This window comes from Sphaerisporangium rubeum, assembly GCF_014207705.1.
Lineage (GTDB): Bacteria > Actinomycetota > Actinomycetes > Streptosporangiales > Streptosporangiaceae > Sphaerisporangium > Sphaerisporangium rubeum.
In genome coordinates this window covers 5,776,756-5,803,181 of the sequence record NZ_JACHIU010000001.1, presented here as the reverse complement: position 1 = coordinate 5,803,181, position 26,426 = coordinate 5,776,756, and the positions used below count along the sequence as shown (strand labels likewise).

21 protein-coding genes and 1 tRNA gene are annotated in these 26,426 nt (G+C 71.1%); 5 read left to right on the top strand and 17 right to left on the bottom strand.

Annotated elements, in window-relative coordinates:
* Nucleotides 1-51 precede the first annotated feature (51 nt).
* Nucleotides 52-903 carry a spermidine synthase gene (locus BJ992_RS24625; protein ID WP_343072837.1) on the bottom strand — a complete coding sequence of 284 codons (852 nt, stop codon included), beginning with the start codon at nucleotides 901-903 and terminating at the stop codon, nucleotides 52-54.
* 63 nt (nucleotides 904-966) lie between these two features.
* Here BJ992_RS24625 and BJ992_RS24620 point away from each other — a divergent pair, with 63 nt between their 5' ends.
* Nucleotides 967-2,256: an NTF2-like N-terminal transpeptidase domain-containing protein gene (locus tag BJ992_RS24620; RefSeq protein ID WP_184984889.1), complete on the top strand. Its 1,290-nt coding sequence runs from the start codon at nucleotides 967-969 to the stop codon at nucleotides 2,254-2,256.
* Between the two features lie 6 nt (nucleotides 2,257-2,262).
* Here BJ992_RS24620 and BJ992_RS24615 read toward each other — a convergent pair whose 3' ends face one another.
* From BJ992_RS24615 to BJ992_RS24600, 4 genes are all read right to left on the bottom strand, one after another.
* A complete protein-coding gene (locus tag BJ992_RS24615) occupies nucleotides 2,263-3,255 on the bottom strand; it encodes a hypothetical protein (protein WP_184984887.1) in 993 nt (330 codons plus the stop codon).
* A 29-nt stretch (nucleotides 3,256-3,284) separates the two neighbouring features.
* Nucleotides 3,285-4,307, bottom strand: coding sequence for a transporter substrate-binding domain-containing protein (locus BJ992_RS24610; protein ID WP_184984885.1), 1,023 nt, complete (start codon nucleotides 4,305-4,307; stop codon nucleotides 3,285-3,287).
* A gap of 320 nt (nucleotides 4,308-4,627) precedes the next feature.
* Complete coding sequence (locus tag BJ992_RS24605) at nucleotides 4,628-5,476, bottom strand: TauD/TfdA family dioxygenase (RefSeq protein ID WP_184984883.1); 849 nt, start codon at nucleotides 5,474-5,476, stop codon at nucleotides 4,628-4,630.
* A 137-nt stretch (nucleotides 5,477-5,613) separates the two neighbouring features.
* Complete coding sequence (locus tag BJ992_RS24600) at nucleotides 5,614-6,816, bottom strand: M20 metallopeptidase family protein (protein ID WP_184984881.1); 1,203 nt, start codon at nucleotides 6,814-6,816, stop codon at nucleotides 5,614-5,616.
* A gap of 194 nt (nucleotides 6,817-7,010) precedes the next feature.
* Here BJ992_RS24600 and BJ992_RS24595 point away from each other — a divergent pair, with 194 nt between their 5' ends.
* Complete coding sequence (locus BJ992_RS24595) at nucleotides 7,011-7,589, top strand: HdeD family acid-resistance protein (protein ID WP_184984879.1); 579 nt, start codon at nucleotides 7,011-7,013, stop codon at nucleotides 7,587-7,589.
* Nucleotides 7,590-7,702: 113 nt separating this feature from the next.
* Nucleotides 7,703-9,001, top strand: coding sequence for an L-lysine 6-transaminase (gene lat / locus BJ992_RS24590; RefSeq protein ID WP_184984877.1), 1,299 nt, complete (start codon nucleotides 7,703-7,705; stop codon nucleotides 8,999-9,001).
* Nucleotides 9,002-9,083: 82 nt separating this feature from the next.
* On the opposite strand, the gene BJ992_RS24585 is transcribed toward lat, so the two are convergent.
* The 7 genes from BJ992_RS24585 to BJ992_RS24555 form a co-directional block, all read right to left on the bottom strand.
* Entirely contained in the window at nucleotides 9,084-9,326 is a 243-nt protein-coding gene (locus BJ992_RS24585) for a helix-turn-helix domain-containing protein (RefSeq protein ID WP_184984875.1), read from the bottom strand.
* 184 nt (nucleotides 9,327-9,510) lie between these two features.
* Nucleotides 9,511-9,586 (bottom strand) — tRNA-His (locus BJ992_RS24580).
* 72 nt (nucleotides 9,587-9,658) lie between these two features.
* Complete coding sequence (gene orn, locus BJ992_RS24575; RefSeq protein WP_184984873.1) at nucleotides 9,659-10,255, bottom strand: oligoribonuclease; 597 nt, start codon at nucleotides 10,253-10,255, stop codon at nucleotides 9,659-9,661.
* Between the two features lie 21 nt (nucleotides 10,256-10,276).
* Complete coding sequence (locus tag BJ992_RS33970) at nucleotides 10,277-11,701, bottom strand: DUF2510 domain-containing protein (protein ID WP_184984870.1); 1,425 nt, start codon at nucleotides 11,699-11,701, stop codon at nucleotides 10,277-10,279.
* Nucleotides 11,702-11,916: 215 nt separating this feature from the next.
* The gene (locus BJ992_RS24565; protein ID WP_184984868.1) at nucleotides 11,917-13,407 is read right to left on the bottom strand and encodes a protein kinase family protein; all 1,491 of its coding nucleotides are present in this window, start codon (nucleotides 13,405-13,407) and stop codon (nucleotides 11,917-11,919) included.
* On the bottom strand, nucleotides 13,408-15,132 hold the full coding sequence (locus tag BJ992_RS24560) for a serine/threonine-protein kinase (RefSeq protein ID WP_221474964.1): 1,725 nt from the start codon (nucleotides 15,130-15,132) through the stop codon (nucleotides 13,408-13,410).
* A gap of 119 nt (nucleotides 15,133-15,251) precedes the next feature.
* A complete protein-coding gene (locus BJ992_RS24555) occupies nucleotides 15,252-15,881 on the bottom strand; it encodes a pyridoxamine 5'-phosphate oxidase family protein (RefSeq protein WP_184984866.1) in 630 nt (209 codons plus the stop codon).
* 68 nt (nucleotides 15,882-15,949) lie between these two features.
* Between BJ992_RS24555 and pdxR the strand changes: the two genes are divergently transcribed.
* A complete protein-coding gene (pdxR, locus tag BJ992_RS24550; RefSeq protein ID WP_184988902.1) occupies nucleotides 15,950-17,413 on the top strand; it encodes a MocR-like pyridoxine biosynthesis transcription factor PdxR in 1,464 nt (487 codons plus the stop codon).
* A 5-nt stretch (nucleotides 17,414-17,418) separates the two neighbouring features.
* On the opposite strand, the gene BJ992_RS24545 is transcribed toward pdxR, so the two are convergent.
* The 3 genes from BJ992_RS24545 to BJ992_RS24535 all read right to left on the bottom strand — a co-directional run bounded on the left by BJ992_RS24545 (nucleotide 17,419) and on the right by BJ992_RS24535 (nucleotide 20,446).
* The gene (locus BJ992_RS24545) at nucleotides 17,419-18,591 is read right to left on the bottom strand and encodes a DegT/DnrJ/EryC1/StrS family aminotransferase (protein WP_221474963.1); all 1,173 of its coding nucleotides are present in this window, start codon (nucleotides 18,589-18,591) and stop codon (nucleotides 17,419-17,421) included.
* Between the two features lie 108 nt (nucleotides 18,592-18,699).
* Entirely contained in the window at nucleotides 18,700-19,782 is a 1,083-nt protein-coding gene (locus BJ992_RS24540) for a GNAT family N-acetyltransferase (RefSeq protein ID WP_184984864.1), read from the bottom strand.
* A gap of 118 nt (nucleotides 19,783-19,900) precedes the next feature.
* On the bottom strand, nucleotides 19,901-20,446 hold the full coding sequence (locus BJ992_RS24535; protein WP_184984863.1) for a hypothetical protein: 546 nt from the start codon (nucleotides 20,444-20,446) through the stop codon (nucleotides 19,901-19,903).
* A 302-nt stretch (nucleotides 20,447-20,748) separates the two neighbouring features.
* Here BJ992_RS24535 and BJ992_RS24530 point away from each other — a divergent pair, with 302 nt between their 5' ends.
* Nucleotides 20,749-22,131, top strand: coding sequence for a GH39 family glycosyl hydrolase (locus BJ992_RS24530; protein ID WP_184984861.1), 1,383 nt, complete (start codon nucleotides 20,749-20,751; stop codon nucleotides 22,129-22,131).
* 125 nt (nucleotides 22,132-22,256) lie between these two features.
* Here BJ992_RS24530 and BJ992_RS24525 read toward each other — a convergent pair whose 3' ends face one another.
* Together BJ992_RS24525 and BJ992_RS24520 are read right to left on the bottom strand one after the other, a co-directional pair.
* A complete protein-coding gene (locus BJ992_RS24525; RefSeq protein WP_184984859.1) occupies nucleotides 22,257-25,001 on the bottom strand; it encodes a hypothetical protein in 2,745 nt (914 codons plus the stop codon).
* On the bottom strand, nucleotides 24,998-26,419 hold the full coding sequence (locus BJ992_RS24520) for a lipopolysaccharide biosynthesis protein (protein WP_184984856.1): 1,422 nt from the start codon (nucleotides 26,417-26,419) through the stop codon (nucleotides 24,998-25,000). The genes BJ992_RS24525 and BJ992_RS24520 overlap by 4 nt, the downstream gene beginning before the upstream one ends.
* Between the last annotated feature and the right edge of the window lie 7 nt (nucleotides 26,420-26,426).

The window sequence follows — 26,426 nt, the reverse complement described above, 5'->3', positions numbered from 1 at the left end:
GACACAGCGTGGCCCGGCACCCCGCGTGCCGGGCCACGCTGTCGTCTCAGGTCAGGTGAACAGCTCCGGCGGAGGCACCGGGACGATCACCGGGCCGCCGTCACGGATCACCGGCGCGCCGGCGATGAAGTTCACCAGGTCGTTCTCACCGACGTACCGGGCCTGCGTGAGGCCGCCGGCGGCCTTGCGGGACAGCACCTCCACCGGCAGCGGCGCGGGGGACGCCACCGCGATCAGGTTGCCGAAGCGGCGGCCACGCAGCACACCGGGCTCGGCGAGCAGCGCCACATGGCGGAACGTGCCGCGTACCGTGGCGGCGACCCGGCGCGCGAAGGCCAGGCCCTTGCCGTCCGCGATGTTGATCAGCAGGGTGCCGGACGGCTTGAGCACCCGCGCGAGGTCCGCCATGTACTCGGCGGTGACCAGCTCGATCGGGATGCTGGCGCCGTTGAACGCGTCGAGCACGATCAGGTCGGCGGACGTGTCGCGCAGCCCCGTCGCGCCGGATCGGCCGTCGGCGACGCGGACCTTGAGCCGGGGGACCGACGACAGCCTGAGCTGGTCGCGTACGAGCTGCACCAGCGCCGCGTCCGGCTCGATCACGATGTGCCGGGAACCCGGACGGGTCGCCGCGACGTAGCGAGGCAGCGTGCAGGCGCCGCCGCCGACGTGCACGACGTCCAGGGGGCCGTCCGGCACCGCGTCGATGACGTCGGCCATGAGACGCACGTACTCGAAGTCGAGGTACGTCGGGTCGTCCAGATCGACGTACGACTGCGGGACCCCGGACATGGTGAGGAGCCAGCCTCCCGGCCGGTCGAGGTCCCGCAGCAGCTCCACCTCGCCGTGGCTCACCGGGTAGCGGCCGGACACGGGGTTCGCCTCGACCTTACGTTTGGCCACACCATCTCCTTTTGTATCTGGTATATCCGTTTGTGCCATCCCCGGCATCTTTGGGAGTACGGTATGCGGCGCCGCGGAGTGCTCGTCCTGGTCGTGGTGACGCTTGTCATCGTCTCGGCCGCCGTGGTCGGCCTGTACATCGACTCCCAGCGGGTGCGCGGCACACCGGAGGCCGTGGGGAAGGCCTACCTCACCGCGTGGGCCGCCGGCGACCTGGAAGGCATGCGCGACCGGGTGGCCACACCGCCGGGTGACTTCACCGAACGGCACCGCGACCTGAGCGACGAGCTCCAGATCATCTCGACGAAGCTGACCCCCGAGACCCTGAAACGGCAGGGTGAACGGTCGGCGGAACTGGCCTTCAGCGGGGTGCGGCAGATCGGGGAACTCGGCCGGTGGCCCTTCAGCGGAGTGCTGCACCTGGCGGTGCGGGCCGGTGAATGGAAGGTCATCTGGACCCCCGCCACCCTGACCCCGGGGGTCGCGCCGAGCGAACGGCTGCGGCTCACCGAGATCCCCGTGCCGGGGACCGAGCTGCTGACCCGGCAGGGCCGGGAGATGCCGCGCGACAGCGGCGCCGAGGCGTACGTCGAGCACCTGGTGGGGGAGATCGACGAGCTGGACGAGACCCCGCCGACCGGCTGGGCCGTCGAGGCGGTGCCGCTGACCGGCAAAGCACGGCGCCTTGTGGTGTTCCGTCCTCCTATGGAACGGCGGCTGCGCACCACCTTGGACTGGTGGACCGAGGCCGCGGCCGGTCGGGCCCTGGACGGCGTGGCCGGTCCCGCGGCGATCGTGGCCGTCCGGCCCGCCACCGGCGAGGTGCTGGCGGTCGCCGACCGGCTGCGCGCACCGGGGGCCTTCTCGGCCGCCTACGCGCCGGGGCCGTCGTTCGCGAAGATCGCCGAACCGGCCGTGCTCAGGGACACCTTGGGCTTCGGCGCGCGCTTCAAGTCCGGCATGGGAGGCCGCTGCGGCACGGCCCGCGACTCCGGCGACCCCACCGCGACCCCCCTGTGCATGGCGCTGCTCGCCGCCGCCGCGCAGAGCGGCACGTGGCGTCCCCCGCGCCTGATGTCCGAACGCGCCGTCAACCGCCTCGAAGGCATCGGCGGCCCCGAACCCAAGCCTCTCCCCGAACCCGTCGCCGTCCAGCTCCGCACCCTCCTCACCCCGTCCACGGACCTCCCCACCGGCGTCTCCGGCGCCGCAGGCACCGCTCCGGCCACCTCAGGCACCGACCACGCCTGGTTCGTCGGCCACCGGCGCGGCCTCGCCTTCGCGGTCTTCGTCGAGCACGGCACCCCGGACGTCGCCACCGCCACGGCCCTGCGGTTCCTGCGCGCGCTCTGACCACGGTCAGGAGGGGTCGCCGGAGCTTCTGCCGAGGCAGCGGGAGTCCATCGGCGTGTACGGCTTGCTGGGGGCCATCCAGCTCAACGGGGTGCGTTCGACGTGCCATCCGCGCACCTCGATGGCGCTGTAGGGGGGTTGCCGGGACCCCGGACACAGGGTTTTGCTCAGCAACCGTGCGTTGGGGACGAACCGTACGTCTCCTTGGCTGTCGATGAGCGTGGTCATCGTGTCGTCGACCGAGACCACCTGGCCGATCAGCACCGCGGGGCCGTCCCCCGGGTCCTTCAGCTCCAGCGCGACGGTCGGCAGGACCGGCGCGTCGAGGAAGCTCACGCTGATCAGCAGTGGCGCGAGCAGCGCTCCGGCGGCGGCGGTCACGTGCGCGACCGGCCGTGCCGTCCTCGCGGGGATGGGGCCGTTCAGCAAGGGGGCCAGGAGCAGCGGCAGCAGGATCGTCAGGCCCAGCAGCGGCTCGCCTTGGGTGAAGGCGTCCACGACGGCGGGGGCGAACCAGATCAGCGCCGCCACCGCGACGGTCAACGGCACGGTCAGGCAGACGAGCCGGACCAGCGCGGGACGGTCGCCGTGCCGGGCCCGGACCTCGAAACCCGCGATCGCGAGGACGAGCATGGCGAGGGCCGGCAGGAAACGGAGCTGCCAGGCCAGTGCGGCCGTCACCGCGGCGAGGACCACCGTCCAGTACGGGATCCGCGTGCTGACCCGGACGACCCACGAGTCGGCGGGGTCGTCCACGCTGACCCGCACCAGGCCGCCGAGCGCGCGGCCCACGAGGACCATCACGGGGATGCCCCAGATCAACGTGATGATCAGTGTGCTGATCAGCCCGAGCGGGCTGACGGACTGCACCAGCACCAGCATCGTCGGCAGGTCCTGCCGGCTGAGGTACCACAACCGGAGGATGAGCAGGGCCAGCGGAAAGCCGGGGAGCGCGGCCAGCAGCCATTGTCCACCGCCGCCTTCCCGGCGTTCCGCCACCTCTCACCTCCAGGCGCACGACATGCGGGTCACAGGGGACAGTGGTCGGTCGGCGTCAGCGCGCGCTTCTCCCACGGCCACTCACGGATCTCCACCTTGGGGACGCAGGGCTGCTCGGCGATGGCGATCTGCTGGACCCCGGCCGTTCGCTGCGCCGGTGCCATGTACTTCGCGAACGCCTTCTCCCACGTCTGGTCGTTCGGGTCGTGCAGCGACTCGTACAGCGACAGGTTCACGAGTGCGGTGAGCGCGGGGTTGTCGCCGGTGTTGACGCCGTACAGCTCGTCGTCGGACAGGCCGATGTCGTGGAGGTCGAAGAGATCGGGTTCCTGGCGCACGAAACCCGCCAGGATGGCCGCGTCCGAGGCCACCGCCTCGAACGCGCCGTCGCGCAGCCCGTCCACGCACTTCTTGGCGCTGTTGCGGCTCGTCAGCAGGACACCCGCCTTCGCGGCCACGCTCTCGTTGGTCGACGTGGCCGTGGTGCACACGACCTGGCCCTTGAAGTCGGCCACGGACTCGGCGTCGGCGTACTGGCCCTCGCGCGTCATGATGGTCTGCTCGGTGGCGAGGTAGGGGGCGGAGAAGCTGACACCGGGCTGTTTCTCGCGCTCGGGGGTGATGCTGTAGGTGGCGATGACCAGATCGACGGTGACGAAGGTGCCGTCCGGCCGGCGTGCCTGCCGGCGAGCACGATCCTCGGTCTCGATGGGCACGAACTCCACCTGGTCGCGGTGGAAACCCAGGTCGGCGGCGATCATGTAGGCGATTTCGATGTCGAAGCCGACATATTCGCCGGTCGACGGGATGAAAAGCGCTATTCCCGGATGATCGTTCTTCACGCCGATCGTGAGCTGTTTCTTACCGGTCAGCCGGGCCTGGTCGAGAAGCTCCTCTCGGGACGGCGCGCCTCGCCACTGCACCGTCACCGTGACGACGACCGTGGCGACGACCAGGATGATCGCGAGAGCGGTGAGTCGCAGCCCGCGCATCCCCGGCAGCAGCCGGCGAAGTCCCCCGCGTCGCGTGCTCCGTGCCGGCGGGGCCGTCATGCCGGCGCTTTAATCGAGATGTGCCACGTGCCTGATCCGCCAATAGTGGCATATGTGACAAATCGACCAAATGGGATGTAGGGATTTGCGTGCCGTGCGCAGGTCATGGGTTCGATCGGCATCACGGGAACCAGCTCCTTTACCTAGAAGCTGCGAAAACCATAGCAAACTCAAAAGATGAAGCAACAGGCAAATTTATCCGCTTTTATGGTCGGCGAAGTGGCACCGCCACCGGTGCCGGGACGGTGACGGCCATAAAGATCGCGGTCCGTATTCGATTTCGCGCCGGCCGCGGAAGGCGCGCGGGCCCGAGGTCCCGGTCAGGCCGGGACGTACGCCTCCGGGGCCCCGCCGGCGGTGGTGGTCCGGTACAGGATCCGCGCCGGCCCCGGCGTCAGCGTCCCGGCCCGGTGCATCACCCGGCAGTTGTCCCAGATCACCAGGTCTCCCGCGCTCCAGGCATGCCGGTAGACCGACTCCGGCCGGGTGGCGTGCGCGTGCAGCTCCTCGACCGAGACGTCCACCGAATCACCGGCCCCGGGTTCGATCCGCGCCAGGCACAGCTCGCTGAGGTAGAAGGCCGCGGTGCCGGACTCCGGATGCAGCCGGACCAGCGGATGACGGACCGGTGGGAACAGGCGCGCGTAGTCCGGCTGCACAGGAGCGTTGTGGATCGCCGCACGCATGTGGGCCAGCTTGTCGTAGGAATGCACACCCGTCGCTCCGCGCAGCGTCCGCCGCCACGCCTCCGGCGCGCCGCGGTAGGCCCCGGCCATGTCGGCGAACAGCGTCTCGCTTCCCGACGCCGGGATCACCTGTCCCGACAGGACGGTGTAGCGGGTCGGTTCCGGCAGGAACGACCGGTCGGAGTGCCAGCACTGGTTCCCCACCACCGGGGTGGTGCCGGAGTTGTCCACGACCATGACGTCGGTGCTGTCGGGATGGTGGTTGCGCATGTCCGAGGCCGGCTCCAGCGGCCCGAGCAGCCGGGTGAACGCCGCCTGCTCCAGAGCCGACAGCCCCTGCTGTCCCCGGATGACGATCACGGCGTGCGTGCGCAGCGCCTCCTGGACACGTGTGACCACCGCGTCGTCGTGCGGCGGCCTGCCGTGCGGTGTCACCTCGGCCACGAATCCGTCCCGTAGCGTGGATATCTCTGCCGCGACCACGCGTCTCCCCTTCCTGCCACGCACCCGGCGGAAAGAAACACACGCAACGTACTCGCGGGGGGAAACGGGCTCAAGAGTCGTCGTCGCGACAGGGACCGTATGGGGTTTCGGGCCGGAGGCCGGTGGACAGGCGCAGGTCAGGGGGTGTGGGTGAGGCGGCGGGTGGCGAGTTCGGCGTACAGGGCGGCGCCGGTGGGGAGAGCGGCGTCGGAGAAGACGGCCTCGGGGGAGTGGTTGTAGGCGGCCGTCGCGGGGTCGCGGTCGTCGGGGCAGGCGCCGAGCGCGATGAAGGCCGAGGGGATCTCGTCGCAGACGAAGCTGAAGTCCTCGGCGCCGGTGAAGGGCTGGGGGGACTCGATGTAGCGGCCGTCGCCGAAGACCTCGCCGACGGTCCGCGCGGCGAAGGCGGCCTCGGTGTGGTTGTTGACGGTGACGGGGTAGCCGGCGTCGAACACGGCCTCCACCTCCAGGCCGTGCGCCGCGGCGATGCCGTTGAGGAGGGTGACCGAGCGGGACAGGAGGCGTTCGTGCGCGGCGGCCGAGAAGGAGCGGAAGGTCGCCTCGAAGCAGGCCTCCTCGGGGATGATGTTGTCGGCGGTGCCGGCGTGGAAGCTGCCGACGGTCACCACGACCGGGTCGAAGACGTCGAAGCCGCGGGTGACCATGGTCTGCAGCGCGAGCACCATCTCGCACGCGGCGGGGATGGGGTCGTTGGCGTGGTGCGGGGTGGAGCCGTGGCCGCCTGAGCCGCGCACGGTGACCAGCAGCCGGTCGGCGGCGGCCATGATGGGGCCGCCGCGGCTGACGAAGACCCCCTGGGGGAGGACCGAGCTGATCACGTGGAGCGCGTAGGCGGCGACGGGACGGCGGCCCGCGGCGTCGAGCACCCCTTCGTCGATCATGAGCTTGGCGCCGCCTGAGCCCTCCTCGCCGGGCTGGAACATGAAGACGACGTCGCCTGCCAGGGTGTCGCGGCGGGCCGACAGCAGGTGCGCGGCGCCGGCGAGCATCGTGGTGTGCAGGTCGTGGCCGCAGGCGTGCATGACGCCGGGGATCTCCGACGTCACGGGGCCGCCGGCGCGCTCGGTGAGCGGCAGCGCGTCCATGTCGCCGCGCAGCAGCACCACGGGGCCGGGACGGCCGCCGCGCAGGACCGCGGTGACGGAGCTGAGGGCCTTGCCGGTGGTGATCTCGAGCGGCAGGCCGTCGAGGGACGCGAGGACCTTCTCCTGGGTCCTCGGGAGGTCCAGGCCGAGCTCGGGTTCGCGGTGCAGAGCATGGCGGAGCCGTGCCAGCTCGTCGCGCATGTCCTCGGCCGCTTCGCGAAGTGACACCGGCATCGCTTCGATCCTCCTGGATGTCGCCTGGCTGTCCTCGCATCCTGCCAGGTGCGTCCGACCGATGTCCTGCTTCGCGAAGGTGAGCAGCATTTGACCCTGCCATGGGCCGCCGTCGAGTGCCGAGGAGATAGAACCGAAATCGAGAGAGTGGCGGGTTTTGCAGGCCTTCCTGTAGGCCCGGAAAGGAGGAGGCCATGCGTCTCATCGCGGAGGAGACCACCCGGCACTGGTGGAGCTACGCGGTGCGCGGTGTCGCCGCCGTTCTGTTCGGCGTGCTCGCCATCGTCTGGCCGCTGATGACCCTGCTGACCCTCGTGGTCCTGTTCGGAGCGTTCGCCGTGATCAGCGGCGTGGTGACCCTGGTCAGCGCCATGCGCGGCGGCGACCCCGCCGAGTCCCGTCCCTGGGCCCTCGCCTCAGGCGCGCTCAGCATCGTGGCCGGGGCGGTCGCCTGGCTGTGGCCCGGCATCACGACGTTCGCGCTGCTCATGCTGATCGCGGCCTTCGCCGTGCTGGTCGGCGCCGTGGAGATCGCGGCGGCGCTCCGGCGGCGCGGCAACGGCGAGACCGAGTGGATGTACCTCGCGTACGGCGGCCTCGCCGTGCTGTTCGGCATCCTGATGTTCCTGTGGCCGGGGTCCGGCGCACTGGCGCTGACCTGGCTGATCGGCATCTTCGCCATTGTGTACGGCGCGGCGCTGCTGGTGCTCGCGTACCGGATCCGCGACGTGCGCCACAAGGGCACCGCGGGGACGGCGCCGCACGCCGTCTGAGTCAATTACACAAAATCATCGTCGAAAATGGAGAAAAGCCGGAAGATATGTATATAGAAAATGCCTGTACGGGAAGGTTGCCGGTGTAGCGTCCGATCCCCCTGGGAGGCGACATGAGTGCGATCGACCGTCTGTCCCGCCACCTGCTCGTCGACGGCTACCACCTCGAACCCGACCTGGAGCGCAGCCACGGGTCCTGGCTGGTGGACGCACGCACAAACCGGACCTACCTGGATTTCTACACGTTCTTCGCCTCGGCCCCCCTCGGGGTGAACCCGTTCGACGACGATCCCGCGTTCGTCGAGCTGCTCGGCCGGGTCGCGGCCAACAAACCGGCCAACTCCGACCTCTACACCGAGCACCTGGCCGACTTCGCCGACACGTTCTCCCGCGTGCTCGGCGATCCCGAACTGCCGCACCTGTTCTTCGTCGAAGGCGGCGCGTTGGCCGTAGAGAACGCGCTCAAGTGCGCCTTCGACTGGAAGAGCCGCCACAACGAGGCACGGGGCCGGTCACGCGACCTCGGCACCAAGGTGCTGCACCTCACCCGAGCGTTCCACGGCCGCAGCGGCTACACGCTGTCCCTCACCAACACCGACCCGGTGAAGACCGACCGCTTCCCCGTCTTCGGCTGGCCCCGCGTCGACGTCCCCGCCGTTCACCTCGGCGACGTCGAGGCCGCCGAGGCCCGCGCGCTCGGCCAGGCACGCGCGGCGTTCGAGCGCCACCTCCACGACATCGCCTGCTTCATCGCCGAACCCATCCAGGGGGAAGGCGGCGACAACCACATGCGGCCGGAGTTCCTGCAGGCGATGCAGAGGCTCTGCCACGACCACGACGCGCTGTTCGTGCTGGACGAGGTGCAGACCGGCGTGGGGCTCACCGGCACGGCCTGGGCCTACCAGCAGCTCGGCCTGGCGCCGGACATCGTGGCGTTCGGCAAGAAGGTGCAGGTCGGCGGGATCATGGCCGGACGCAGGGTGGACGACGTGCCGGACAACGTGTTCCGGGTCAGCGGCCGGATCAACTCCACCTGGGGTGGGGGCCTGGCCGACATGGTGCGCTCGCGCCGCATGCTGGAGATCATCGAGCGGGACGGGCTGATCGCGCGGGCCGCGGAGCTCGGTGAGCGCCTGCTGGCCGGCTTGCGGCGGCTCGGGGAGGACTTCCCCGGTCAGGTACGTCATCCGCGGGGCCGCGGCCTGATGTGCGCGTTCGACGTGCCGTCCGGCCGGGAACGGTTCATCGCCGCGCTGCGTGACGACGAAGGTGTGCTGGTGCTGCCGTGCGGCGAGCGGAGCGTGCGGTTCCGGCCCGCGCTCTCGGTCACCGCCGAGGAGATCGACCACGGGCTCGCGGCGATGGCGCGGACGTTGTCCGCGCTGGCCAGCCCGGTGACCGTACCCGCCTAGAACAGCCCGGTGACCGTACCCGTCCAGAACGGTCACCGTCGCCGCGGATCACCGGCGCCGTCCCCACGACGCCGGCCGCCGGTCAGGCGTGCGGCCCGCCAGGGGTGTCCCCTCGCCACAGACCGATCGCGGTCATGCGGCAGTCGGCACCCAGTTTCGAGTAGATGCGGTTGACGTGGTTCTTCACGGTCTTCTCACTCAGGAACAGCCTCTGCGCGATCTCACCGTTGGAGTGACCCGTCGCGATGAGCTCCATCACCTCCGCTTCGCGTTTGCTCAACTCTGCGTGCGCGTGCTCCTTGTACGTGGCGTCATCGACACTCATCCGGCCTCCGTGGCACGAATCATTGTCAGATCGCCGAGCCCCCCGCGCCTGCGGCGTAGCGGTATCGGAGCGAGCATAGCCCGCTGATCCCGGCTTTGGGGGGCATGCCGCCGCAGAAAGGACGTTTTTCCGAAACATCAAGGAAAAGGGAGAGGGCCGGTCCGATCGGACCGGCCCTCTCACGTGGGGTGAGTGATGGGACTTGAACCCACGACATCCAGGACCACAACCTGGCGCTCTGCCAACTGAGCTACACCCACCGCGTCCGGGTTGTTCACCGCGGCACAAAGAAGAGTGTAGCGGGCTTTGGGGGGTTCTGACGCCGCCACCGGTCAAGATCCGGTTATGGCCTCCGCCACCTCGCGCGCCGTGGCCGAGTCGGGGCCGGGCTGCGGTACGAAGACGGCGGCCCGGTAGTACCGCATCTCGCGCACGCTCTCGGTGATGTCGGCCAGCGCGCGGTGGCCCCCCTGCTTGGCGGGGGAGGCGAAGTACACCCTCGGGTACCAGCGCCGCACCAGCTCCTTGACCGACGAGACGTCCACCATGCGGTAGTGCAGGTAGGCGTCCACCGCCGGCATGTCCCGCGCGATGAACGCGCGGTCGGTGGAGATGGAGTTGCCGCACAGCGGCGCCTTCTTGGGCTCGGCGACGTGCCGCTTGATGTAGTCGAGGACCATCGACTCGGCCTCGGCCAGCGTGACCCCCTCGGCGAGGGCCGTGAGCAGGCCGGAGGTGGTGTGCATCTGGCGCACGACCTCCGACATCTGCTCCACGGCCTCCCGGGGAGGCTTGATGATCACATCGATGCCCTCGTCCAGTTGGTTCAGATCGCCGTCCGTGACGACGCACGCAATTTCGACGAGCGCGTCCCGGCCGAGATCGAGCCCGGTCATCTCACAGTCGATCCAGACCAACAGGTCACTCATGATGCTCAGCGTAGTGCCCGCTCACGACGCCTTGAGAGAGTCCAGTACGCGATCGATCAGTGAAGTGTCCAGATTGTCGGGAACGGAGACGTAAAGCATGGAAGGTCGCTGTCCAGGACCCTGGTCCACCACGACGAACGCGCCTTCCTCCGTCTTCCACTTCCACCCGGCCTTCTTGGCCTCCTCGGTGAAGTCCATGCGGAACCGCAGGACCCACCCCTTCTTGCCGCTGACGTCGATCGCCTCGTCCTTGAGCCCCTTGCGCTTGTGCGGCGGGCTGTAGAACACCGGCTCGTACGCGAGCAGCAGCTCACCGGTGGTCTTGCGCAGGTCCGCAGGACCGGAGTACTCGAACGCGTCCGGCAGCCGGCCCGACAGCACCGTGCCGAGCCAGTCGTTGCCCTGGCCGTCGTAGTTCTCCTGCGAGGGTGCCTGGTAGCCGCCGGTCCAGCGGGGGAAACGCGGGTCGGCCGGCCCGTTGCCGTTGACGTCGGCCCAGCTCGGCACCGTGAAACTGCCGCCGGGGTAGTAGAACTCCAGGCCCGAGCGCGGGTCCTTGATCTTGTCGCCGTCCGGCTTGGCCAGCTCGGCCGGCAGCGAGTCCGACGCGCTCGGCGCGGGGGAGGGGTCCTGCTCAAGCGGCGGGGTGACCTGCGGGTCCAGCGGTTCGAGCGTCTCGATGTCGCTCGGCTCCGGCGTCGCTCCCGTTCCCGCCGTCGGGGTGCCGTTGTTGACCAGGCTCAGGCCGATGACGAGCGCCACCACCAGCAAGATCACGACGGCGCCGCCGCCGAGCACCCACGGCAGCGGGCTGCGCTTCTTCGGCGGCGGCGGTGCGCCGAAGTGCGGCGACGGCAACTGCGTGGTGCCACCGCCACCCCACGGCTGCTGGTTCTGCTGACCGGCGTACGACGGCAGGCCCGCCGCGCCGTACTGCTCGGTGCGCTGCTGACCGTACGGCCCCGGCCCGCCGTACTGTGCCGTCCCCTGACCCGGTCCGCCGTACGGAGCGGTCCCCTGGCCGGGCTGTCCGAACTGGCCGGGGCCGCCGTAGGGCCCGGTCGCGGGGGACTGGCCGGACGGGCCCGGCTGACCGGACGGCCCGGTCTGGCCGCCACCAGGCAGCGGATACGACGAAGCGCCGGGGTTCGGCTGGAAGCTCGGCTGCGGGCCGGTGTTCTGCGGGCCGGTGCCCGGCGAGACGGACTGCTGCGGCCCGGTACCCGGCGAGTCCTGCGGCGCCTGCTGCGGCCCGGTGTCCGAACGTCCCTGCGGCGACGCCTGCGGCCCGGTGCCGGGCTGGGCCCACTGTCCCGTCGACACCGGACCCTGGCCCTGCGTCCCCTCGACGGGATGCGTGGCGTCGGTCCACTGCGTGCCGTCCCACCAACGCAGTTGGGGGGTTCCGTACGGGTCGGGGTACCAGCCGGCGGGGGTCTGCGTCATGTCCGCCAGAATAGTGACATCCCGTTTCTTTCGCGCATTCGTCAACCGAGAGAAACCTGTGGGTTCGCGGACAGGAGGCCCTTCGGCGGCCCATCCCGGACATCGGCGGACCCGGTTCGCACTCAGGTCACCTCAGGGCCGGTGTAATTTTCCCTGAACACCGGGTCCCGGCCATCGGCGCGCCACCGCGCCACCGGGACCTTCGAGGACTTGCGTCAGCACTTGTAGGTGAAGCTCGCCTTGTCCTCAAGCGGTCCCTGATCGGAGACGGGGGACAGCACACGCAGGCGCGCGGTGAGGCGTTTGGTGCCTTCGCCGCCGATCTCCCACTCCAGCTTCACCTCGTGCGTGGTCTTGCCGGACTCCACGGTGTCGGTGTGCCGCACCGGCTTGCGGCCGCTCGGCAGCCACTCGTAGGTGACCTCGCCGGAGGAACCGTTGGTCGTGATCACACCGATGACGTTCACCGTGACGTCGCAGCCTTTGGCCTTCGGCGCGCGCACGTCGACCGCGGTGACCGCCAGGGGGTCGCCGCGCTGGAACCACAGGTAGACGGCGGCGGCCAGGATGAGCAGGAAGATCAGCCCGGAGCCGAGCACACCGCCGCGGCGCTTCTTGCGCCGCTTGCGGTCCACACTGTGGACGGTCGCCTGGTCGCGGCCGGACCGCCAGATCTGCGCGGCCGCGGTGTCGACCGGGACACCGGGACCGAAGCGCAGCCCCTGGCCCTCGCCTCCGGCGGGAACCGTGCTCGCGGCGGGCCGCACGCCGTGCGTGCCGTACGTGCCGGAGGACCCCGACGGCGGGTGGAGCAGCGTGACGACCTCTCCGGGGTCGGCGGCGAAGCCCCGCGCGGGGGAGGGGTCATGGGTCGGCACGTCGCCGGCCGACCACTGCTGGATGGTGCGGACCAGCCGTTCCCGGGTCGTGAACCCGGCCGGCAGCAGGTCACGGCCCTCAAGCAGCACGTCACGCGCGCCTCCGAGGCCGTGCGAGGACGCGGTGGCCGCCGCGCGCTCGAACAGCCGCGCCGCGCCGGCGTCCCCGGCGGCCCACGACCCCGCGAGCGTCCGGGCCAGCACCGACCAGGCCGCGACGTCGCGCCGCGGGTCGGCCTGCTCGCCGCGCAGCGCCTCGGCCAGGCCCCGCTCGGCCAGCAGCGTCGCGCCGTCCTCGCCGATCACCACGGTGCCGGGCCGCAGCGCGCCGTGCGACAACCCCGCCGCGTGCACCGCGATCAGGGTCTGCGCCGTCTCCACCAGCACGGTCGCCGCGCTGCCGGCGTCGGGGCCGGGTGCGTCCCGCCGGCCGTTCATCAGCTCCTCGAGGGACGGCGTGCCGGGCCGCGCGGTGAGCAGCCAGATCTCGTCCCTGGCGGCGACCAGGTCGTCGATCGGCATCAGCCCGCCGAGCCCGCTCTGCGCGAGCCGCCGGTCGGCGCCGACGGCCGCCACGACCCGCTCACGCGCTCCCGGCAGGGCCGTCCCCGCCGGGTCGAGCCGCAGCGCGCCGGAACGCACGCCGTCCGGCGCCACGGCGTCGAACCACACGCCGGCGTCCCCGGCGCGGTGGCGGCCGGTGAGACGGTACCCGGCGATCGAGGCCGCGCCGGGGATCTCTGTGTGACCGGTGTGACCGGTGTGACCGGGACCCGGGCCGGCGGGGACGCCGGCGCCTCTCGTCCCGCCGGTGTCTTCGCCAGGCATCTAACGCCTCCGGTGCCGTCCAGCCATGCGCTTCCTGAGCACAAGTGTGGCGGGAACGACGCCGGTCGTCACCAGGCCGGCGGCGAGCAGGCCGACGTCACCGCCGGGACCGGACGGGCCCGGAGTGGGGGTCTTGCCACCGCCGTCCCCTCCGTCCGCGGGGCCCTCGGAGCCGTCTCTCGGCGGCGGGGAGGAACTCTGCTCGGGTGAGCTGCCGGTCGAACCGCGCGGCGTCTCCTTCGGGGTCTCCTCCGGCGAAGGCGACGCGGGAGGCGTGCGCGTACGGGTCGGCGAAGGGGCCTGCGTGGTCGGCGGCGGAGGCGGCGCCGGGGTGCTCGGCTTGGGCTTCGGCTTGCCGGACGGCAGGTCGTTGTTGATGTCCGGGTCGGAGTCCTGCTTCGGGTCGTCGGACTTCTTCGGCGACGGGACGGCCGTGCGGGACGCCACCGGGCTCCTGGTCGGCCTCTTGCTCGGTGTCGGCTTCGGCGGGGCCGCCTGCGTGGGGGCCGCTCCGGTCGGCGGCGCGGCGGCCGACGACGCGGGGACCGGGGTGGTCGGCTCCTCGGTCGGCTCTTCCGTCGGCTCCTCGATGGGGGACTCGTCGATGGCCGGTTCCTCCGACGGGCTTCCCAGCGGCGTGCTGGCGATGGCCGGCTTCGGGGTCACCGGTGACTCCTGGGCCTGGAGCTCCGGGCTGCCGAGCGCGCCGACCAGCACGGCCGAGACGGCCGCGACCACGGCGATCCCCGCCACCCCCGCGACGATCTTCACGCCGAGCTTGCGCGCGGCGCCGCCTACGCCGAGGTCGGTCTCGGCCAGCGACGTGCTCGCGTCGGGGGACTCGCCGCCGAGCGGGAACAGCAGCGCGAGCAGCGCGGCGAGCCCCGCGAGGCGGCGCCGTCCGCGCTCCTCCCAGTCGGGCCCGTACGCCTCGGCGGCCACGGCCTCCAGCTCCACGAGGAACGCCTCAGCGGTGGACGGCCGGTTGGCCGGGTGCTTGGCGAGGCCGCGCTCGACCAGGCCGCGCAGCGGCGCCGGAACCTGCTCCACCGGCGGCGGCATCGACTGGTGCTGGCGCGCGAGCGCCGCGATGTTGCGCGACTGGAACGGCCGGGTGCCGGTGAGGCACTCGAAGAACGTGATGGTGGCCGCGTACACGTCGGTGCTCGGCCCCGCCGGTGCGCCGGCCCACTGCTCAGGCGCCATGTACGGCGGGGTGCCGGCGCCGCTCACGCCGTCCCCCTGCCGCACGGCGATGCCGAAGTCCAGCAGTTTGCTGTGGCCGCTGGACTCGATCATGATGTTCTCGGGCTTGAAGTCCCGGTGCACCACACCGCCGGCGTGCGCGGCGGCGAGGCCGAGCAGCGACCCCTTGAGCAGCGTCAGCGCCGCCTCGGGGCCGGTCGGCCCTTCCGAGCGCAGCATGGCGCGCAGCGAGACGCCGTCCACCAGTTCCATGACGATGGCGGCGCCGCCGGCGCTCTCCACGTACTCGTAGAAACGCACGCAGTTGGGGTTGTCGACGAGTTCGAGCAGGCGGGCCTCGTGCCGGAAGCGCACGACGAAGCCGGGGTCGGCACGGAGCTCGTCCGAGAGGTATTTGATGGCGACCGGTGTGTCGTCCTGGTCGTGGCGCGCCAGCACGACGCGGCCGGAACCTCCCGTCCCCAGCTCGCGTATCTCGGTGTAGCCGGGGACTCGCCATTCCCCCATGTGGGTGTCCATTCGGTCTCCTTATGTGGCCGGGCCCCCACCCATGGCGAGACCGAAGCATAACGACGCACCTCCCTGCCTTGTGGCGTTTAACGAGATATTCGCCATTTTGTCGTGACCGCAGTCAGCCGTCACCGATTCTCGATGTGAGGAGGCACGGGGATCCCGGCACGCAGCCGCGGGTCGGGGACCGGAGTGCCCCACTCCACGCGCAGCGGCAGGACACCGGCCCACACCGGCAGCGCGTAGTCCTCCTCGTCGTCGTTCGGCGGACCCGTGCGGACCTTCACCGACGCCTCCGCCAGCGAGATCGCCACCACGGCCGTCTTGGCGAGCTCCTTGCGGTCCGGCTCGCGCACCACGTCCCACTGGCCCGGTGCGAGCTGCTCGGTCACCGCGCGCAGGCCGGCCAGCCGCTCCTCGGGGTCCTCGACCAGGCGCGCGGTGCCGTAGATCATCGCGGAGCGGTAGTTGACCGAATGGTGGAACGCCGACCTGGCCAGCACGATGCCGTCGAGATGCGTCACGGTCACGCACACCTGCGTGGCGGCGCGCAGCGACGACGCGCCGGTGGAGCCGTGGACGTACAGGGTGTCCTCGATGCGGCCGTACCCCGTGGGGATCACCATCGGGTACCCGTCGACCACCAGGCCGAGGTGGCAGATCAGGCCGGCGTCCAGCACGGCGTGCAACTCGGCGCGATCGGTGCGGCCCCGGTCCTTGGACCGGCCCAACGTGGTGCGAGGAGTCGTGGAGAGCATGCCGCTACCGTAGGGACGAAGTGGACGCCAGGTGTACGTCCACTTCCGACCACTTCCAGGAGACCACTTTGCCGGGCCACGTCGACCTGCCGCTGGATCTCGACCGCGGGTCCGCCGTGCCGCTGGCCGTGCAACTCGGCGACCAGTTGCGCGCCGGGGTACGCGACGGCGCGCTGCGGCCCGGCGAGCGCCTGCCGTCCAGCCGCTCCCTGGCCCGGCTGCTCGGCGTCAGCCGCACCGTCGTCACCGAGGCCTTCCAGCAGCTCTACGCCGAGGGCTGGCTGGAGGGCCGGCACGGCTCCGGCACGTACGTCACCGACATCCCCGGCCGCGTCCCCACCGCCGCACCGGCCACCGGGACGAGCCCTGTGCCGACATCTGGGCCGACATCTGTGCCGGTCGCCGTGCCTGCCGCCGGACCGGTCCGCGTGCCGCCGGCCGTGCGGATGACCGGCCTCGGCGAGGCCGCGGACGAGGTGCCGGTCCCGCCGGGGACGATCGACCTGCGGCCGGGACGGCCATGGGTGCGCCACTACGACGCGGCGGCGTGGCGGCGCGCCTGGCGCGCGGCCGGGGAACGACCGCCGTCCGACCTCGCCAACCCCTACGGCCTGCCGCGGCTGCGTGAACTTCTCGCCGAGCACCTGCGCAGAGCCAGAGGCGTGCCGGCCGGCCCGGAGAACGTCATGGTGACCCGCGGCACGGCGCACGGGCTCGACCTAATCGCCACGGCACTGCTGCGGCCCGGCGACGCCGCCGGCGTCGAGGACCCGGGGTACCGCGCCGCACGTGAGGTCTTCGCCGCGCGCGGCGGCCGCGTCGTCCCCTGTCCCGTGGACGAGCAGGGGGTGCTTCTCTCCGGTATCCCCGGCAGGCTGCGGATGCTGTACACGACCCCCGCGCACCAGTACCCCCTCGGGGGCCGCCTGCCGATCGCGCGCCGCGAAGGCCTGCTCGCCTGGGCCCGCCGCACCGGCGCCACCGTCGTGGAGGACGACTACGACGCCGAGTTCCGCTACGACGTGGCCCCCCTGCCGGCGCTCTACGGGCTCGACCCCGAGCGGGTCGTGCTGCTCGGCACGCTGTCGAAGTCGCTGGCCCCCGACGTCGGGGTCGGCTGGCTCGTCACCACCCCGGCGCTGCTGCACGAGATCGCGCGCGTCCGCTGCCGCCTCAACGACCGCACCTCAGGACCCGTGCAGGCCGCCGTCTCGGTGCTGCTCGAACGCGGCGACCTGGACCGCCACCTGCGCCGTATGCGCCTTGAGTACGCGCGCCGCCGCGCCGCCGTCGTGGCCGCGCTCGGCGGCCGCGTGCGCGGCGACTCCGCGGGACTGCACGTCTTCGTCCCTCTGCCACCGGACCGCGTCGAACCCGTGGTGGCCGCCGCCGCCGAGCGCGGCATGCTGCTCGACACCACGACCCGCCACCACTACGGCCGCACGCGCGTGCCGGGCCTGGTCATCGGGTACGGCTCGGCGTCGCTCCCCGACGTGCGCAAGGGCTGCGCCGTGCTCGCGAGCCTTCTCTGAGAGGGTCAGGCGGCCTCGGTGCCGCGCCGGGAACGCGGGACGGTCGGCGTGGCCGGCGGCGGCGGCGCGGGGGCCAGGGTCGCGAGGACCGGCAGCGCGCGGTCGGCGTACATGGGGTCGACCGGCAGCACATGGTCGGCCCACCAGCGCGCCGGCCGCGGGTCGGACGAGGGGACGACGAACTGCGCGGCGTAGTCGTCGTACGGCGGGTCGTACAGGTAGCCGGTCGGGATGCCGCGCCTGGCGAGCGTGCCGAGCGCCGCGTCGCGGTCGGCGACGAGCAGCGGCACGCGGAACAACGGCTGGTCGGCGTGGTCGAGCACGGCGGGGGCCACGGTCGGCAGCTCGGCGAGCCTCGCGACGCCGGCCAGGCGCCGCGGCCGGTCGGCGGGGAGACGCGCCAGGCAGCGGGCCTGGTACCAGCGGGCCAGGTGGCGCCGCCGGTCGCGGTAGTCGTGCAGGTCGGCACGCACCCAGGGGTCCATGGCCGGCAGGTCAGGCGCGCGGTCGAGCGCCGCGCGCAGCTCCTCGGGACGCAGCGCGATGCGGTGACCCTCACGGGGCTCGGTGAGCCGCAGCAACCGTGCGAGACCCATGGCGGGACGTGCCATGTCCAGCCGCAGCGCCGCGCGCCGCGCCATCGACGTCGCCACCCCGGCCAGCTCCTTGCGCAGCACACCGGGCCGCAGCAGCAGGTCGCGCTCGGCGGTCAGCCGTCGCGCGGTGGCGGCGTCCTCGACGGCGAGCACGCCGCCGGAGCCGGCCCCCGCGTGCTTGGACAGGCTGAACACCCCCGCCACGCCGAACGTGCCGAGCGGCTGTCCGGCGACAGAGGTCTCGGCGGCGTGCGCGACGTCCTCGACGACGATCAGCCCCGCCATGCCGCGCACGTCGTCAGGCAGGCCGTACAGGTTGGTGGTGAGCACGGCGTCGACGCCGCTGAGCAGCGCGCGCGCCAGCTCGATGTTGCCGTCCAGGACCGACACCGGCGCGATCACGGGGATGAGGCCCGCGGCGAGCACCAGGAAGAGGATCTCGTCCGCCGAGATGGGAGACATCAGCAGCCGCTGGCCCGGTGTGCACCAGTGGCGCAGAGCGAGGAACAGCCCGAGCCGGTTGGACGGCAGGTAGACCGTCTGGCGGCCCGTGCGGGCGGCTATGAGTTGCTCGGGGCTCACGGCTCCTCGTTTCGCCCCGCCTTCGGCGGTGGGGTGGACGGACAGAGCAGCAAAGGTAGCGCACCGGCAGTGACCTGTGGTGCGGACGTGACGATCGTTCACCAGTGTTTACGAGGCGATGGAGGTGCGGATCTTCCCGTAGGTCTTGAGCGCGAGGTCCGCGGTCTCCCGCAGCATCGAGTTGGCGAGCACGGTGCCGCGCGCCTTGCGCACCGGCACCCGGACCAGCCAATGCATGCCGGCACCCGGGGTGGGCCGCGCGATCCGGCCCTCGGTGACCCACAGCTCGCCGGTCTTCAGCTTCTCCTTGTACTCCTTCTCGCCGCGGCCCATGTCGATGAGCCTGATGCCGGCGGCGGCGGCCTTCTCGGCCATCGCGAGGTGCTGGATCAGCCCGGGGGAGTACTTGGCGAACGCCGTGTCGTACGCGGGGAACCAGCCCGCCAGAGTGGTGGCGGTACGCAGGCCGAAGTGACCGGCGACCGGCCGGTCGTCCACGTAGATCATGTCGAGGGAGCCGCCGAAGTCCGGGCCGTCCGCGCGCAGCAGGTTGCGCACCAGGGTCAGGATCCAGGGCCTCGCGAACCGGTCGGTGCGGCCGGTGCGGCGGTACTGGTCGGTCTTCCAGTCGAGCAGGGTGCGCAGCGCCGCCTCGTCGGTGACGCCGTACTCGTGGCGCAGCTCGCCGAAGTCGCGCTGGAGCTTGCGGCTCTTGTACGCCGTCGACTTGTACGTCTTGCCGGAGACCTGCTTGAGCACCTCGGTGTAGGCCTCGTAGCCGTCGGACAGGTCGATCACCGGCGACGGGTGCCGGGTGTGCCGCACCGGCACCAGCGGCTGACCGGCGAGCAGGTGGTCGAACTCGAACACCCCGAGCCCGCAGGCCTTCATCAGCGCGAACGGATCGACCTCGACGTCCTTGGCGTGCACCATGCCCTGCGCGTCGGTGAGGCCGGCCGCGACGGGCCTGCCGATGCCGAGGGGGTGCCGCTCGAAGGGGAAGAAGCCCACGATGTCAGGACCGTCGTACAGCACGGCGACCCGCGCCTGCTCGCGCACCTTGCCGGTCTCTATGGTGAACTCGGGAGACAGGAAGGGGCTGTCCAGTGCGGGGTCGGCGTTCTGGAGCGTCCGCCACCGTTCCGTCTCGGAGGTTCCGAGTTCACGGGGGTGGACGACGGAGATGCGCATGGGCTCCTACTGGTGTCATGACGGGCATAGGCCCGCTCCCTCATCCAGCTTGGGCCCTGAGCTGTAATAATAGGATAAAGATCAGATCACGGTGGGGTCAGATCAGGTGTCATCTTCGTCACCGTTTTCCGGTCATTAACCGATCAGACCTGTCTCGCGGCATCGGCACTCCCAGGTCCGCGGCGTACTCACCGACGATGCGGTGCACGTCGATCGGCCCGGGGTCGCCTTCCTGGTTTCCCGGTACCTGGGAATTTCCGAAGTGTCCCCCCTTGGCCCACACCCGCAGGCTCCCCTTCTCGGCGAGAGAGTCCGGGTACGGCAGCGGCGGACCGGCGGGCCAGCGCCGCGGCACCTGCCAGGAGTCGAGCCACGCCAGGATGTCGTCGAGCCCGTCCAGCTTGCTCTCGGTGAACGGCTCGTCCACCGAGCCGAGCACCCTGATCTGGACGCACACCCTGCCGTGCCGGTTCAGGTCCCCCGGCAGTCCGCACGCCGCCCTGGTGGGAGGCAGCGACTGCGCGATCTGTCCCGTCACCGGGTTCCACACCAGGTGAGCGGGACGTTTCAGCTGGTTGAGCCGCTGGGCCACGGATTTCGCCGACACTCTCTGCGGGTCGGTCTGGAAGATCGACCAGACCACCCGGGGGGCTCCACCCCCCATGATGCCGGCGTCCTCTGGAGCGGGAATTCGACTGGCGACGGGCAGCCATGCTTGGGCCACGGTAACCCCTCAAATCCTCGGTCGTCCGGATTTATACCCCTTTCTGGAAGGTGTCCACACCTTAGGGGTGTTGTTTGTTGGCCGATCTCTGAGCTGCGCACACGGCTCCGTGGCGCGGCGGATCGGGTCCATGACGCATAGACAAGATCTTTTGGGGGAGTGCGGTGCGAGTTCCCGTCACACAGTGAACAGTGGGAGCATTAAAGGGTTCTGCAAGCGTCAGTAGATACGGTGACTGTGTAGTGGAAAGCACTGGTCGGCACGCACGCCGTCGCTACGTCCCCAAGGGTCCGCTGGCCCTCGGGGCCGGTCTCGTGGCGCTGCTCCTGGTGGTCGGCATCCTCGCCTACGGCGCGCGCCGCGGTTCGGAACGTGCCGACGGCGCGCCGGCCACGATCCTCGCGACCCCCGAGCCGCCGCCGGTGCTGAAGTCGCCGCCGGTGGTCGAGAGCTGGCCGCGCTGGGGAGTCACCCACACCCAGTACAGCGCCGACAACGACACCGACCGCGCGGCCGGCCGAGCGCGCGACCTGTTCAGCCGGGTCCCCATGCTGCAGAACCAGCACATCATGGGCTGGGGCGCCGGCAACCCCCAGCCGTCCCCCGGCAAGTACGATTTCCGCGACCTGGACCGCCGGGTCAAGCTGATGGCGACCACCGACGCGCAACCCGTGCTCACCCTGTGCTGCGCACCCGACTGGATGAAAGGCGGCTCCGAGGGCCGCACCAACTGGGGCAAGATCGAGGTCGCGCCGCAGCGTGAGCACTTCGACGACTTCGCCAAACTCGCCGCCACCGTCGCCAAGCGGTACCCGACCATCACCCACTACATGGTCTGGAACGAGTTCAAAGGCTTCTGGGACGACGTGCACAACAGCTGGGACGCCGAGGCCTACACCGACATGTACAACCGGGTCTACGACGCGCTGAAGGCCGTCAACCCCAAGATCCAGGTCGGCGGGCCGTACGTCCCGGTGGACAGCCACGTCAGCTCGGCCAACTCCTCCGACCTCAAAGGGCCCTGGGGGGCCATCGACACACGGCCGCTCGCCAGCATCGAGTACTGGCTGAAGCACAAGAAAGGCGCCGACTTCATCGTCATCGACGCCTCATCGGCCACCAACGACAAGGGCCTGGTCCCCGACGAGTTCGCCGCGCTGCAGAAGTTCTCCGTCCTGACGACCTGGCTGCGGCAGAAGAGCGGCGACCTGCCGGTGTGGTGGGCCGAGTGGTACATCGCACCCGACAACATCGACTGGGACGAGCCCCACCGCACCGCCGTCCAGGTGGCCGCCATGATGGAGTTCGCCAAGAGCGGCGCCGCCACCGCGCTGTACTGGAACCCCCAGCGGCGCACCGGCGACGACTGCCCCGGCTGCATGTGGACCCCCGGCACCGGCGACGAGATGCCGATGGCCGGCGTGCTGAGCGGCTTCACGCGATGGTTCAACGCCGGCGCGAAGCTCGTCGACGTCACGGTCTCCGACCAGCGGGCCCGGGTGCTCGCGGTCGAGAAGCAGATGGTCATCGTCAACACCGCACCCGAGCCGCTGTCGGTCACCGTGGACGGCAAGCCGTTCGAGCTCGACCCCTACGCCGTCGAGTGGAGCGACCGGGGCCAGTAGAACCGGCCCGGCCAGGAGCGGACCGGCGGGACCGGCCGCGCGCGGGGCCCGCGGTGAGCGGACCCCGCGTTCTCAGACCGGCGTGCCGATCCCGCACTCACAGACCGGCGTGCGGCCCCGCGCTCTCAGACCGATGTCAGGGTCAGGAAGCGTTCGACGATCACCGCCAGGGCCGCCGCCGTCATCAGCAGGCCGATGAGCACCAGGCGGCGTCTGCCTCTGGTGGCCGTCTCGGGGCCGCGCAGGCGGGCCAGTTCGGCGCTGAAGAGTGTGCCGACGGCCAGGGCCAGCGCCACCAGGCCGACCGGCGTCCACGGTGTGCCGCGGTCACCCACCAGGGTCATGCCGGACGGCGGCGGGATCTCCGCGCCTCTCGGGTACGTCCGCAACGTGTACAGCGCGGCGTCACCGTTGGCGTACACCTGTCTCAGGTACCGCGAGGAGTCCAGGGTCGCGCGGAACCGCGTGCCCCAGTCGGCCGAGAAACCGTGGTTGAGCTCAAGGTACGCCGCCTGGCCCCTGCTCATGATCACGAAGCTGTTGGGAGGCTGGGACCGCAGCGCCGTGAGCACGCCTTCGATGTCACCGGGATCGGGGGTCACCAGCGCCTGGAAATAGTCCACCCGGTCGATGTCGCGCTCACGCCACGGCACCGTGGGGGTCACCTCGTCGCCGAGGATCGGCACCAGGTACAGCAGCCGCGCGCTCGGCTGGTCCTGCTCGTAGACGTACCGCACCGCCGCGACCTCGCCGGTGGTGATCCACTCGAACTTCTCGTTGCCGTACCGCGCCACCAGGAACGCCACCGACAACACCAGCGCCGTGGCCGCCGCCAGCACCGCCGACAGCCGCCGCGTCGTCTCAGGCGGCAGCCACACCCGGCGCCGCCGCACCGGCACCGTCTCCTCCTCGCGCGCCGTGCCGGTGTGCGCCGGCAGGTTCGGGAAGAAGGCGTACGCGCCGAGGATGCACGCGGCCGGCAGCGCGAACAGGTACACCCGCAGGCCGATCTCGCCGCCGTAGCTCTGCAGGCCGAGCGCCAGCGCGGGAACGCACAGCAGCAGCACCGCCACCCGGTCGCCGACGCCGCGGCGCAGCCGTCGCACCAGGCCCACCGCGGCGAACAGCAGGATCAGCCCGCAGATGCCGAGCCGCACCTGCAGCACGAGCGCGTGCTCGGGGTCGGTGCCCTGCAGGCGGTCACCGGTGTTCTCCTGGAGGTTGGCGAAGATCCGGCCGATGCCGCCGAACAGCTCGTCGATGCGGCCGCTCCAGAACGGCGTGGCCTGGTAGTTGATCCACGCCAGCACGATCAGGCCGAGGAACACCGGCAGGGTCAGCGACAGCGTGCTGCGCCGCAGCAGGATCAGGCCGGCCAGTGCGCCGAGCATCATGAACGGCGTGATCTGGTGGGTCGCGGTCGTCGCGATGAACAACCCCACCAGCAGCGTCAGCAGCACCACCCGGTCGGTGACGGTCGTCGGCCGCGACGGCAGCTCACCGGGGGACAGCCGGTCGAGCCTGGCGAGCAGGCGCCGCAGGAAACCCTTCTTCGGCAGCGGCGCGGTACGCGGCTCGGCCTTGCCGAACCACCGCAGCAGGATCGCGATGAACACCAGGTACAAGGCGTACGTGAAGCCCTGTGGTGAGAAATAGTCCTGGCCGATCCACTGCACGAGGATGAACAGCAGCGCCGCGAACCACCTGGCGCGTGTGGTGGCCACCAGGCGGCGCAGGATCAGCACGAACGGCAGCAGGTACAGCAGGTTCGACACGAACGGCGTCCACTGCAGGATCGTCGTCATGTCGTCGACCCCGGCGGCGCGCAGCACGAAGCCGAACAACGCGAAGAACCCCGGCCAGGCGAACCGCGCGTCGAGGCCCGGCAGCGTCTCACCGGCCCGGCCGATGTACTCGGCGAAACCCGCGTGCACCCAGGCCGTGGCGAACCTCGGCTCCGGCTCCACCAGCGCGGCGGCGCCGTGCAGCGTGAACGTCACCGCGGCGAGCTGGAACAGCAGCAGGCCCTTGCGGTCGGTGTTCTGCGTCAGGGTCACGAAGAACGACACGATGATCAGCGCGATGGCCGCGTACGCCGTCACCGGCAGCACCGACACCAGGCCGAGCCCGTCGAGCTGCCGCAGGTCCACCCCGCGCATGGGGCCGTGCGGCACACGCAGCGCCAGCACGTACATGACCAGGCCCTCGACGGTGAGCAACGGCGGCAGCCACGACGCCGCGCTCCCCGCGAGCCGCGTGGCCCACGAGACACGCGCGTCCCGGGCCGGCGCCTGACCGATGCGCAGCGGCACGATCGGCTCGGGGTCCGGTTCGGGGTCCGGTTCCGGCTCGGGGTCCGGCTCGGAACGGGGAGGCAGGACAGGTGCCGGAGGCCTGCGCACCTCGACGGTGCTGTCCTCCAGCTCCGGTTCCTCTTCGGGCTCGGCCTCCGCGGCGGACTCGCGTGCCTGCGCCGGCTCAGGAGCCGGCTTCGGCTCGGCCCTCGGCTTCGGGGCAGGTCCCGGTGCCGGCTTCGGCTCGGCCTTCGGCTTCGGTTCCGGTTTCGGCTGGGACTTCGGCTCGGGCTTCGGCTGGGACTTCGGTTCCGGTTCCGATTTCGGCTCGGGCTCCGGCGCGGACTCGGACCCCGGCTCCTCCGCGTCCGGCTCGGCCGTGGGTTCGGGTTCCCGTTCCGTCGTGGGGGACGCGGCGGCGTTCCTGGCCGCGACGACGACAGGAAGCGGGATCACCTGGGTGGCGTCCTCGTCCGGCGGGTCGGCAGGGCCGGAACCGGTGTCGAGATCCACCTTTTCGGCGTCGCCGGTGACGGCCGCCTGTTCTTTCACCTCGTCGCCTGTCCGTCGCCTCACGTAGACCATGATGCGGCCTCGGCCGCCTCTCGCGCGTTCGCCGGTCCCGGCGGCCCGGTCCGACTCAGTATTCTGCGCAGTCCCGGAAGGATCAGCAACGCCACCAGGATCTCGCTGAACAACAGGCCGTACCCGACCGCCGCGCCACCGGCCACCGGCAGCAGCAGCACCGACGACGTCAGGACCAGCACCGCGAGCCCGATCTGCACCACCGCGAGCGTGCGCGGCCGTCCTTCGGCCCGGGTGCCGCTCAGGTAGATCTCGATCAGCACCCGCGGCAGCACGGCGAGCGCCATGAGCCGCAGCAGCAGCGTGCCGTGCTCGGCGAAACCGGGCCCGAACACCGACAGGATCAGCGGCGCCGCGGCGAACGTCACCAGCGACACCGGCGCGATGATCAGGTACGACCGTCGCATCGCCTGTTTGCAGTTGGCCGCGAGCCGCGACCGGTCCGACGAGCCCTCCACGGTGAGCGACGTCGCCATGTTGATGGCCAGCAGTTCGATCATCGCGCCGAGGGTCTGCGCCATCGCGAAGTACCCGAACATCTCGCCGCTGATCCGCGACGCGACGTACACCGGCAGGAAGTACACGATCGCCAGGATCGAGAACGCACCTGGATAGTCACCGGCGAGGAAGCGGCCGACCTCACGGAGCTTCGGCGGGCTCGTCCCGGCGGGGGCCGCGCGTCTGGCGTGCCGGGGCACCAGCACGCCGAAGATGAACAGGTTGACCGGGATCAGCGCCAGCGCCGTCGGTATGATCCACGACACGTAGATGCCGTCGTCCGGCAGCGCACCCGCGAGCGCCACCAGCAGCCCCATCTTGATCAGCCCGAAGCACAGGCTGTTCACCGGCACCCACACGGCCTTGCGTAATCCGGCGAGCACCACGTCCTGCAAGGTGAAGACACACCAGATGGCCACCGACGCGACGAAGAACACCCCGGGCCCGACACCGGCGAGCGTCGCGTAGTTCTCCCCCCACACCGGCAGGGTGAGCAGGAATCCCACGGCGGCGGCCACCGCGGTCAGCGTGGCCACGAGGTACCCGCGGCCGATGAGCGCGCCGGTACGCCGTCCCGCGATGGGGACGAACCGCGCGAGCGCACCGGTCAGGCCGAGCGCGATCAGGCCGGCGAACAACCGCATCGCGGTGATGAGGGCCTGGCTGCGGCCGAAGTCCTCCGGCGAGTACATGCGTGCGGCGAGCAGCCAGTAGCCCATGCCGAGCACCGCCGTGAGGCCGGTGTTGGCCATCAAGGCGTAGCCGTTGAGGAAGAGCGGATTGCGTAGATCGCGAAGCAGGCGGCGCCGCAGCACCGCCAGCCGTCCGTCCGTCCCGCGCTCGTCCGGCCGTCCCGGCTCGTCGTGCGCGGCGGTCGTACCCAAGGCCGCGTCACCCCCCCTCGTCGACACGCGGCGT